The following is an 11,031-nucleotide window of genomic DNA, read 5'->3' on the forward strand; positions in this document are numbered from 1 at the left end:
AGCCTCCTATGCTGGAAATTGATTCAACGCACCGCATAGCCGCCATCCACCAGGAGGTCCGTGCCGGTGACGAAGGAAGCGTCGGACGAAAGCAGAAAGGCGCAGGCGGCTGCGATCTCTTCGGGCTCGGCAATTCGTCCGAGCAGATGCGCAGGTCCTAGACCCTTGTCGGCCGCCTCCAGACTGGACCAGCGCTGCAGCAGGCGGGCGGTCGCGACCGCTCCGGGCGACAGGCTGTTCACCCGGATGTTCTGATCCGCATGGTCGATCGCCATCGCCTTCGCCAAATGCACAAGCCCCGCCTTCGCCGCGCAATAGGCCACCGCCTTGCCGACGGCGACGCGCGCGAATTGCGAGCCGATGAAGACGATCGACCCGCCGCCGCTCGATGCCATCAGCGGCACCGCGAATTTGGAGATCAGGAACGCGCCGGTCAGGCTGACGTCGAGTTCCAGCCGCCACTTGTCGACTGAAAGGTCGGCGACGGTGCCGTCGGTCGAGGGAGCCGCGGCGTTGTGGACCAGACCGTCCAGCCGGCCGAATGCTTGAGCTGTCGCGTCGACAGCATCTTGGACCGAGTCCGGATCGGTGACATCACAGTCGACAGCCAGAGCATTCGGCCCAAGGCTGGCGGCAAGCGCCTTCGTCGATGCTGTGTCCCGATCCGAGCAGGCGACACGGGCTCCCTCGTCGGCGCAGCGGCTCGCGATCGCCGCGCCGATGCCGCTCGCGGCGCCCGTGATCAGAACGAACTTGCCATCCAGACGGTGGGGAAGGGCGCTGTTCACGGCTCGCCTCCGCACGGCTGCGCAACCGCTACACTGACCGGGCGCCGCCGCAGATTGATGCAAGCCGCAACCGCCACCAGAATGCCGCCGGTGCCGAGCACAAACAGCATGGCCTGCGGCGCGGTACGCTCCATCAGTCCCGCGGCGAGACCCGGCGTCAGGATGTTGCCGATCGAATAGAGCAGAAGCAGCGTCCCCGAAGCCGCCACCATGTGCCGGCTGTGCATGCGCGAATTGGCGAAGGCGATGGCCACAGGATAGACCGTGAGCGCGGTTGCTCCATAGAGGAAGAACAGCAGGAAGAGCAGCGGTAGCGGTCCGCTGCCCAGCCAGGCGATAGAGGCGCATAGCGACACGGAAAGCAGTCCCTGGACAAGCAACATGATGCGCCTGTCGAACCGGTCGGACAGCCATCCGATAGGCGTCTGCGCCAGCATGCCGGCAATGCTGACGGTCGTCACCAGGCCGACAGTGGCGGCGGCGGACAGTCCGATCTTGGCGCCGTAGATTGGCGTCAGCACGAAGATGTTCATGTTGGTGATGCCTGCCTGGAAGATGCTGACCACCGTTACCGGAGCGAGACGCAGCAACTGGATGACGCCGTAGCGTTCGTCATGCGCCGGGATATCGGCCAGGGACGGCTCGGTTTGCTCGGCGGGCAGGGCAGGCCAAGGCCTGGAGACAAACCGTGCAAGCGCCGACAAGAGCACCGTCGCCGCGCTGACGGCGAACAAATGCGGCGAATGCGCGCCGACGATCTCCAGCAGCAGCTGTCCGAACAGCACCGCGACCGCCGTCGTCAGCATGTAGATGGAGAACAGCCTGCCGCGATTGTGCTGGTCGGCATAGAGGTTGATCCAGCTTTCGCAGACAACGAACATCGCCGCCATGGCAAGCCCGCCGAGCAGCCGGAGGCAAAGCCATGCCGGCATGAAATCGGTGAGCGCGAATCCCGAGGCGGCAAGGCTTGCAAGCACGGTGATGGCGAAGAAGGCGCGCTCATGGCCGACGCGCGACACCAGCGGACGCGCGACGATGCAGCCGATGAGAAATCCGACCGGATAAGCGGTCAGCACGAGTTGCACTTCGGAAGGGTCGATTCCCGGCGCGCTCAATGCCAGCGAGACCGCGGTGGTCAGCATGGCGCTGCCGGTGCCGGCCAGGCAGACGCGCGCCATGATCGGCAGGATGGCGCGCGACCGTTCGGCCTGACGCCAGAGGCGGCCCAGTGAAGCTGGCCTCGTCATGAACGGTCGCTCGCCTCGTCCGGATGCCTGGGACTCTCCAGCGCTTCCGCCGGAATGTGGCAGGCGATCTCGTGCGTGGCGGACATCCTGCGGATCGGTGGCGGTTCCCTGTCGCAGATCGAACCCAGCTTGCGATGGCAGCGGCTGGCAAAGCGGCAGCCGCGCGGGACATCGACGGGGCTCGGCGTGTCGCCGGTCAGCGTGATGCGGTTGCGCTCTGCCCCTTCCGGTTTGGTGCTGCGGATCGCCGAGATCAGCGCCTCGGTGTACGGATGGGTCGCACCGCCGAAGATCTCCTCGACGGTGCCTTTTTCCATCACCTTGCCGAGATACATCACCACGACCTTGTCGGCGACGTGGCGCACCAGCGCCAGGTCATGGCTGATGAACAGCATCGTCGCATGCCGGGTCTTCTGGATGTCGAGCAGCAGCGTCACCACGGCCGCCTGCACGGAGACATCCAGCGCCGACACAGGCTCGTCGGCGACGATCAGCGACGGATCGGAGGCGAAGGCGCGGGCGATGGCGATGCGCTGCTTCTGCCCGCCGGACAACTGGCTCGGCCGGCGGGCGGCGAAGTCCGGCGAAAGCCGGACCATCTCCAGCAGCTCGCGCATGCGCTGGTCGATGGTCGCCTTGCCCTTGCGGATGCCGAACTTCTTCAGCGAGCGACGGATCGAGAAGCCGGCGCTGTGCGACGGATTGAGCGTCGAGTCCGGGTTCTGGAACACCATCTGGATCGATTGCAGCAGGGGCTTCGGCCGCGCGCTCGCTTCGATCGCGGCGATGTTTTCGCCAGCCATGCGGATTTCGCCCGAAGTGGCGCGGTCGAGGCCGGTGACGATACGCGCCAGGGTCGACTTGCCGCAGCCGGATTCGCCGACCAGCGCGACGATCTCGGCCTTGCCGGCCTCGAAGGATACGGCCTCATTGGCCTTCAGCGTCTTGTGGTAACCGAGGTGATAGAACTTGGTGATGTCGGAGAAAGTGATCTCGGCTGCCGGTGCCGCACTCTCGCCGGATAGCGGCGGAAGCTCGCGATGAGCCACCTCGAGTTCGGGCCAGCGCACGCAGCGCACAACATGCCGCTCGCCGACCGGTTCCAGCGTCATGCCGGGCCGGTCGCACAGGCCGGCGCGGAAACCGGCGCAGCGCGGACCAAAGAGGCAGCCGCGCGGCCGCTCCGACGGCAGCGGGATATGGCCCGGAATGGCGGCAAGCGTGCGACTGTGCTTGCCGTGCCCGATATCGGGAATGCAGTCGATCAGCCCTTGCGTGTAGGGATGGCGTGGCCGGCCGAACAGCTCGCGCGTCGGCGCCTCCTCGACCAGCTCGCCGGAATACATGATGCCGACCCGGTCGCAGCTTTCGGCGATCAGACCGAGATTGTGCGAGATGAACAGCAGGCTGGTTCCATAGCGACGGCGCAGCTCGCCGATCAGATCGATCACCGCCGACTCCACCGTCACGTCGAGACCGGTGGTCGGCTCGTCGAGCAGGAGCAGCGACGGCCGCCCAAGCAGCGCCATGGCGATGACGACGCGCTGCTGCTGGCCGCCCGAAAGCTGGTGCGGATAGCGCTTCAGCATGTCGCCGGCGTCGGGCAGGCGCACGTCTTTCAGCATGGCGGCTGCCATGTCGAGCGCCTCGACGCGACTTGCGCCGAGATGGAGCATCGGCACCTCGGCAAGCTGCGCGCCGACCGTTTTGACCGGATTGAGCGCGCTCATCGGGTCCTGGTAGACCATGGCGATGCGCCGTCCGCGTATGGCGCGCAACTTGTGCGCCGGTGCGTTGACCAGTTCCTCGCCTTCAAAGCGGATACTGCCGCCGGCGACCACGCCTGTCGCACCGAGATAGCCCATGATCGCCATCGCCGTGGTGCTCTTGCCGCAGCCGGATTCGCCGACCAGCCCGAAGCTTTCGCCGGGCTTCACCTCGAAAGACAGCTTCGGCACCGCAACGATCGTCTCGGCCTTCCCGCGAAACTCGATGCGCAGATCTCGGACAGCGAGGAGCGGCGTCCCGGACGCACGCTCGCCTTTCATCGAAATTGGCTCGGCGACCATCGTCATGGCTTCCAGGCCTCCCGCAGGCCGTCGGCCAAGAGGTTGAAACCCAGAACCAGGCTGACGATGCCGATTGAGGGCAGCACCGACATCAAAGGCCAGACGTTGAGCACCGTCGTGCTTTCCTTGACCATGCCGCCCCAGTCCGGGTTGGGCGGCGGCAGGCCAAGGCCAAGGAAGCCGAGAATGCCGATGGTGATGATGGTGTAGCCGATGCGCAGACAGGCATCGACGATCAGCATGCCGCGGCAGTTGGGCAACAGCTCGACAAGCATGATGTATAAAGTACTTTCGGCGCGCAGCCTTGCGGCGGCGATGTATTCCTGCTCCTTCAGGCCGAGTACCAGCCCGCGCGTTATTCGCCCGATTCCTGGCGCCGAGGCGATCGTCGTGGCGATGACGATGTTGATTATCGATGGCCCGATATTGGCGATCAGGATGACGTAGAGGACCAGCACCGGGAAGGCGAGGATGATGTCGGAAAGGCGGCTGATCACGGCATCGATCCAGCCGCCGTAATAGCCGGCGATCATGCCGAGCGTGATGCCGACGATCATGGCGACCGCGACGGAAAGCGGCGCGACGACCAGCACGGTGCGAGCGCCGAAGATCAGGCGAGACAGCTCATCGCGGCCGAGAATGTCGACGCCGAGCCAATGCGCCGCCGATGGCGTCGGGTCGGCTAGCGCCATCACATCCTGCTCGGTCGGAGAATAGAGCGGCAGCACCGGTGCGAGGATCGCCGCAAGCACCCAGAAGCCGACCAGGAACAGCCCGACCAGTGCGGTAGGCGAGCGCAGGATGCGCGCCCATTTCAGGCGTGCCCTGCCCGTTGCCTTGACGGCCGTCGCCTCCATAGCTCTCTGCTCGACCAGTGCGCTCATCGCAATCTTATGCGTGGATCGAGCAGCATGTAACCGAGATCGCCGACGAATTGCGTCGTGACCGCGATGGCGACGGTGATCAGCGTGGCCGCCTCGATGGTCGCGATGTCGCCGAAGAGGCTGGCATCGAGCAGCAGCCGACCGAAGCCGGGATAGGCGAAAACGAGCTCGGTCACCACCACGCCGCTGATCAGGAAGTTGATCTGCAGGAGCAGCACCGTGAACGGGGCGATCATCGCGTTTCGCAGGGCATGGCCGATGACGACCTGGCGTGTGCTCATTCCCTTCAGTACCGCGGTGCGGATGAAGGGCTTTTCCATCACCCCGATCATGGACACGCGGATCATGCGCGCGACATAGCCGAAATCATAGATGACGAGCACCGCCACCGGCAGCACGAGCTGCGAGGGAACGGACCAGCCGCCCTCTGTATCGAGCGGGCTGGTGCCCGGCAGCACCGGCCAGAGAATGACGAATAGGGTGACCAGAAACACGCCCGACGCGAATTCCGGGATCGAGGTGAAGGTTATGCAGATCACCGACAGGAGCCGGTCGAGCACGCCGCCTTCCTTCAGGCCGGACAGGATGCCGAAGACGATCGACAGCGGCACGATCAGCAGAAAGGCCAGCCCGGCCAGGATCGCCGTATTGCCGAGCCGGTTCCAGATGACGTCGTTGACGGGCAGCTTGTTCAGCGTCGAATAGCCGAAATTGCCGAAATACTGCGCGCCGCGCGGATCCTTGAAATTGAGCCCGGTGCTCGGGTCCTGGAGCGGATCCGGAATGATGCCGAGCAGCACGCCCGCCCAGCGCCCGTAGCGCACCAGCAGCGGATCGTCGGCCCTCAGCTTCTTGGTCAGGAAATCGACCTGCTCTTGCGTCGCGAACGGCCCGAGCGATTTGCGCGCGACGCTGCCCGGGGTGAACTCGCAGACGGCGAATACCAGAAAGGAGGCCGCGACCATGGTGAGCAGCATCATCGCCAGCCGTTTCGCCACGAATATTGCCATCAGCCGGACGTTTCCGTTCTGGGTGCGAGTGGAAAGGAACGCCCGGCCGTTCTGTCGCCGGCCGGGCGCAGCGTGGTCTAGGCGGAGGCGACCGCATAATCCTTGGCGAAGATGTACTGTGATGGATGCAGTTCGAAGCCCTGCACCTTCTTGTCCATGACGGTCGAGAAGATGCGCCAGAACGGCTGCACGATCGGGCCCTCGTCCTGCATGATCAGCTCGATCTTCTCCATCACCTTGCTGCGCTCCTTCGGGTCGAGAATGCCCTCGGCCTGGGTGAGCAGCTTGTCGAATTCGGCGTTCGAGAAATGCGATTCATTCCAGGCGGCATTGGAGCGGTAGGCGAGGCCGAGCGTCATGATGGCGAGCGGGCGGTGGCCCCAGGCGGTCAGGCTGAAGGGCGCGCTGGTCCACACTTCCCAGTACTGCGCGCTCGGCAGCGACTTGATGTTGGCCTTGATGCCGATGTCCTTCAGCTGTTCGGCCATCGCCTGTGTCGTGTTGAGCTCCCAGATCGGGTCGGGCCGCGTCACCAAATCCACTTCGAAACCGTCGGCATGGCCGGCGTCGGCCATCAGCTTCTTCGCCTTCTCGACGTCGCGCGGCCATTTGGGCAGCGCGGCATATTCGGGGTGCGACGGCGCCACATGGTGGTCCTCGGCCAGCGTGCCGGCGCCGAGCAGGACGGTCTGGATGATCTTGTCGCGGTCGAGCGCATGGCGCATGGCCTGGCGCACGCGCTTGTCCTTGAACTGCTCGACATCGGGATGCATGCGCATGACGATGGTCTGCGTCGTCTCGACCTTGTGGACCGAGACATGAGGGAAGGCCTTCATCGAATTGATCTGCACCGCGTCGGCTTCCGACAGGCCATCGACCTGCTTGGACGCCATCGCCGCGATGCCGGCGCCGGGATTGTCGCCGAGGTCGACGAATTCAAACGTGTCGAGATGCGCAGCACCGCCCCAATAATCGGCCCGCGCCTTGTACTTCGCGCCCTTGCCGACCGTGTATTCGACCATCTCGAAGGGACCGGTGCCGTTGGCGCTCGGGCCGAAGGCGCCGTTGTCCTTCGGATCGAGGATGAACATCGGATAGTGGAAGAGATGTTCGGCGACCGCGATCTGCGGCGAGAACAGGTTCAGCCGCACCGTGCTGTCGTCGACCTTCTCGATCGCCTTGTCGGACCAGAGCCGGCTCGACTTCTTCGGATTGCCATTGTCGTCCTTTTCGCCGGTATCGTACTCCTCGACGAGATAGCCGGTGAACAGGCCGAGCACCGAGGAGCCGACTTTGGGATCGCTGACACGCTTCAGGTTCCAGACCACGTCGTCGGCATTAAGCGCCCTGCCGTCACGCCATTTGACATCCTTGCGGATGTGCAGCGTCCAGGTCTTCAGGTCATCGCTGACGTCCCACTTCTCCAAGAGATAGGGGTGAGTGATGTTGTTGCGGTCGGTAAAGGTCAAATATTCGCAGACCTGGCGGATGACGTTGGATTTTTCGGCGAAGTCGGCCAGATGCGGATCCTTGATCTCCATGCAGCGCATGCCGATGCGCAAATTGCCGCCTTTCGGCAGGTCGCCGGCACGCGCTTGCGTCGCCGGGTCGATGATGCCGGCCATGGCATAGGCCGCGCCGGCCGAAAGCCCGAGCAGCGTCGACTTGCGCAAGAAGTCCCTGCGGCTGATCTCGCCCTCGTTAAGCTGATCGAGCAGTGTCGGAATATAGGGATGCGATGTCTTGTCCAAGGTCTTAACCTCCGAGTTGTCGCGATGCGCGTGCCGGACAGGGCGCTTCGGCGCTGTCTTTTCGACTGGTGCGGAACCGGTTTTGAAGGCCGCGGCGCGACCGCGCCGCCGGACCGTCAAGACGCATGGACGACGAGAGGCATGCCGGTCTGACCGGTCTGTATCCGCGCTCGGAATGCAGGTCCATGGCGGGTGGCTCCCATTGGTGGCGCCGCTGGTCGCGGCTGCTCAATTCCCCGCCAAAAGCTACACCCGGCCTCTATGCCTACAAACGAAGATTGATGTGGCTATGACCTCGTTTTTTTTGCTCTTAACTGCCCCGAAAAGCAGCAGCCAGCCCCAATAGCAGGCTTTACAGTCGTTTCCCGAGCTTTCTACATTGCCGGCGTTCGAAAAAGTGGGGTCATGTTGTCGGCACAAGAGCCAGCACGGACCCCTGTTGTTATCCGGCCCGTCGCCCGGCCGTCCGGCTCCGGCACACAGCCACAAGGAACACGTAAATGCGGACTCATGCCCAGGCTGTTGTGATCGGCGGCGGCCTGATCGGATGCTCGATCCTCTATCATCTGACCAAGCACGGCTGGAGCGATGTCGTGCTGTTCGAGCGCGACGAGCTCACCTCGGGCTCGACCTGGCATGCTGCGGCCAACATTCACGGCTTGCACGACTCGACCAATATCAGCCGCCTGCAGCATTACACCATGGCGCTCTACAAGGAGCTGGAGAAGGAGACTGGTCAGGGCTGCGGCATCTTCCAGCCGGGATCGCTTTATCTCGCCCAGACCGAGGCGCGTGAACATCAGCTCCGGCTGCAGGAAGCCAAAGCCCGCCGCTACAAGATGAACTTCTACGAGGTCGACCGCGCGGAGGCCGAGCGGCTGCACCCGCTCGTCGACTTCGACGGCATACGCTGCATCATGTACGAACCCGAAGGCGGCAATGTCGATCCTTCGGGCGTGACGGCCGCCTACGCGGCCGGCGCGCGCCAGCGTGGCGCCGAAATCCACCGCTTCACCGCGGTGACCGGAACGGAGCAGCAGCCGGACGGCAGCTGGATCGTGCGCACCACCAAGGGCGACGTCCGCACGCAATGGGTGGTGAACGCCGCCGGACTGTGGGCGCGTGAGGTCGGCGCGATGGCCGGGTTGGCGCTGCCCCTCATACCGACCGAGCACCAGTATTTCGTCACCGAGACCATCCCAGAGATCGCCTCGATGGGCCGGCGTCTGCCTTCGGTCGCCGACCGCGATGGCGAATATTACCTGCGTCAGGAGGGCCTCGGCCTGCTGATCGGCGCCTATGAGCGGGCGATGAAATTCTGGGCCGAGGACGGGACGCCGCAGGATTTCGGCCACGAGCTGTTCCCGGACGATCTGGAACGCATCGAGGAGAACATGATGCGCGCGATCGCCCGCGTGCCGGCGGTCGGCGCTGCCGGCGTCAAGAGGGTGATCAACGGACCGATGATCTGGTCGCCGGACAGCGCCGCGCTGTTCGGCCCGGTGCCGGAGCTGCGCAACTATTTCTGCTGCGCCGGCATCATTCCGGGCTTTTCGCAATCCGGCGGCCTCGGGCGCCTGGCGGCCGAGTGGATGATCGAGGGCGAGCCGACGCTCGACATGTTCGGCTGGGATCTCGCCCGCTTCGGCCACTGGGCGGGCAAGGCATTCGTCAAGGCGCGCGTGCAGGACCAGTACAGCCATCGCTTCAAGATCCATTTCCCAAACGAGGAGCGCGCCGCTGGACGGCCGGTGCGCACACGGCCGGCCTATTCCATGCAGAAGGAAAACGGCGCGGTGTTCGGCCTGAACTTCGGCTGGGAGCATCCGCTGTGGTTCTCGATCGACGGCGAGCCGCGCGAGGAGACGATCGGCTTCACCAGGCAGAACTGGTGGCACCCTGTCGGCCGCGAGGCGCGCATGCTGCGCGACCATGTCGGCATCATCGACATCTCCAACTTCGCCAAATACGAGGTGAAGGGGCCGGGCGCCGAGGCCTGGCTGAACGCGCTTTTCGCCAACAAGATTCCCTCGCGGGTCGGACGATCCTGCCTGACGCCGCTGATCGGCAAGCGCGGCGGCATCGCCGGCGACTTTACCGTCACCAAGCTGGCGGAGGACGAGTATCGCGTCTTCGGCTCCGGCATGGCCGAGCGCTATCATCAGCGTTTCTTCAAGATGCTGCCCTTGCCGGAGGGCACGACGTTCCGCTCGCTCACCGAGGACATGTGCGGCTTCAACGTCGCCGGGCCGAAGTCGCGCGCGGTGCTGCAGCGCCTGACCAATGACGATTTGACGACGGCGTCGTTCCCCTTCATGGCCTCGCGCCGCATCACCGTTGCCGGGCTCGATGTCATTGCGCTGCGCGTCTCCTTCACCGGCGATCTCGGCTGGGAGCTCTATTGCGAGGAGAAGGACCAGACCGCTCTTTACAACGCCCTGCTCGACGCGGCGCGTCAGGAAGGCGGCGGGCCGGTCGGCTCGCGCGCGCTGATGTCGCTCAGGGTGGAGAAGGGCTATGGCAGCTGGGGCCGCGAATACTCGCCCGAATATTGGCCGCAGGAAGTGAAGTTCGACCGCCTGATCAAGATGGATAAGGGCGACTTCCTCAACCGCGACGCCTATGCCGCGCTGGCATCGCAGCCGGCCCGCGACGAGCTGATCATGATCTCGATCGAGGCGAAGGATGCCGACGCCACCGGCGGCGAGCCGATCTTCCTTCCCGATGGCACGCCGGTCGGCCAGGTCACGTCTGGCGCCTACGGCTATCATGTCGGGATGTCGCTGGCGCTCGGCTACGTGAAGGCGGGCTCGGTGAAATCCGGCGATGCCGTCACCGTCGCGATCCTCGGCCGGCCGCACAATGCCGTGTTGCTCGACAGGCCGCCCTTCGATCCCGATGGCAAGCGGCTGAGGGCCTGACCGGTGCTTGCCTGCCCGGTGACCCGCAACAGCACAGCGGCGTGAGCGGCACGAATGGCGCGGCGCTCGCATCAGCTGGTCGTAAAAGGCGGTAGGGTCGCTTTGGATGACGGTTGGCGGGATTGCGACGTCGGCATCGATGACGGCCGCATTGCGGCGATCGATTCAGGCCTGCAAGGTGGGCAAACCATTGACGCCGCGGGCCTGTGGGTGATGCCTGGCGGCATCGATGCCCACTGCCATCTCGACCAGCCTGTTTGGGGCGGGGCCGGTAACGCCGACGATTTTGAATCGGGCTCCATCTCGGCCGCATTCGGCGGCACGACCTGCATCGTGCCCTTCGGCATGCCGGGTCCAAATA

General features: G+C 64.7%; 7 protein-coding genes and 1 pseudogene. 2 read left to right on the top strand and 6 right to left on the bottom strand.

Features of this window, described 5'->3' with window-relative positions; all coding sequences use genetic code 11:
* Window positions 1–23: 23 nt before the first annotated feature.
* The 6 genes from EOA79_RS06820 to EOA79_RS06845 form a co-directional block, all read right to left on the bottom strand.
* On the bottom strand, window positions 24–788 hold the full coding sequence (locus EOA79_RS06820; RefSeq protein ID WP_095825738.1) for an SDR family oxidoreductase: 765 nt from the start codon (window positions 786–788) through the stop codon (window positions 24–26).
* On the bottom strand, window positions 785–2,035 hold the full coding sequence (locus EOA79_RS06825; protein ID WP_095825737.1) for an MFS transporter: 1,251 nt from the start codon (window positions 2,033–2,035) through the stop codon (window positions 785–787). The genes EOA79_RS06820 and EOA79_RS06825 overlap by 4 nt, the downstream gene beginning before the upstream one ends.
* The gene (locus EOA79_RS06830) at window positions 2,032–4,110 is read right to left on the bottom strand and encodes an ABC transporter ATP-binding protein (RefSeq protein WP_095825736.1); all 2,079 of its coding nucleotides are present in this window, start codon (window positions 4,108–4,110) and stop codon (window positions 2,032–2,034) included. Before EOA79_RS06830 ends, EOA79_RS06825 begins: the two co-directional genes overlap by 4 nt.
* Window positions 4,107–4,988, bottom strand: a complete 882-nt coding sequence (locus EOA79_RS06835; protein ID WP_245322452.1) for an ABC transporter permease — start codon at window positions 4,986–4,988, stop codon at window positions 4,107–4,109. Before EOA79_RS06835 ends, EOA79_RS06830 begins: the two co-directional genes overlap by 4 nt.
* Window positions 4,985–5,998 (bottom strand): ABC transporter permease, encoded by a 1,014-nt coding sequence (locus EOA79_RS06840; RefSeq protein WP_066989127.1) that lies wholly within the window; start codon window positions 5,996–5,998, stop codon window positions 4,985–4,987. The genes EOA79_RS06835 and EOA79_RS06840 overlap by 4 nt, the downstream gene beginning before the upstream one ends.
* A gap of 77 nt (window positions 5,999–6,075) precedes the next feature.
* Complete coding sequence (locus tag EOA79_RS06845) at window positions 6,076–7,749, bottom strand: ABC transporter substrate-binding protein (protein ID WP_095825816.1); 1,674 nt, start codon at window positions 7,747–7,749, stop codon at window positions 6,076–6,078.
* Window positions 7,750–8,249: 500 nt separating this feature from the next.
* Here EOA79_RS06845 and EOA79_RS06850 point away from each other — a divergent pair, with 500 nt between their 5' ends.
* Window positions 8,250–10,670: an FAD-dependent oxidoreductase gene (locus EOA79_RS06850; RefSeq protein WP_095825734.1), complete on the top strand. Its 2,421-nt coding sequence runs from the start codon at window positions 8,250–8,252 to the stop codon at window positions 10,668–10,670.
* Between the two features lie 54 nt (window positions 10,671–10,724).
* Window positions 10,725–11,031 (top strand): annotated as a pseudogene (locus EOA79_RS06855) (dihydropyrimidinase); the annotation flags it as partial.

The sequence above is a fragment of the Mesorhizobium sp. M1A.F.Ca.IN.020.03.2.1 genome (assembly GCF_004023205.1).
Taxonomy (GTDB): domain Bacteria; phylum Pseudomonadota; class Alphaproteobacteria; order Rhizobiales; family Rhizobiaceae; genus Mesorhizobium.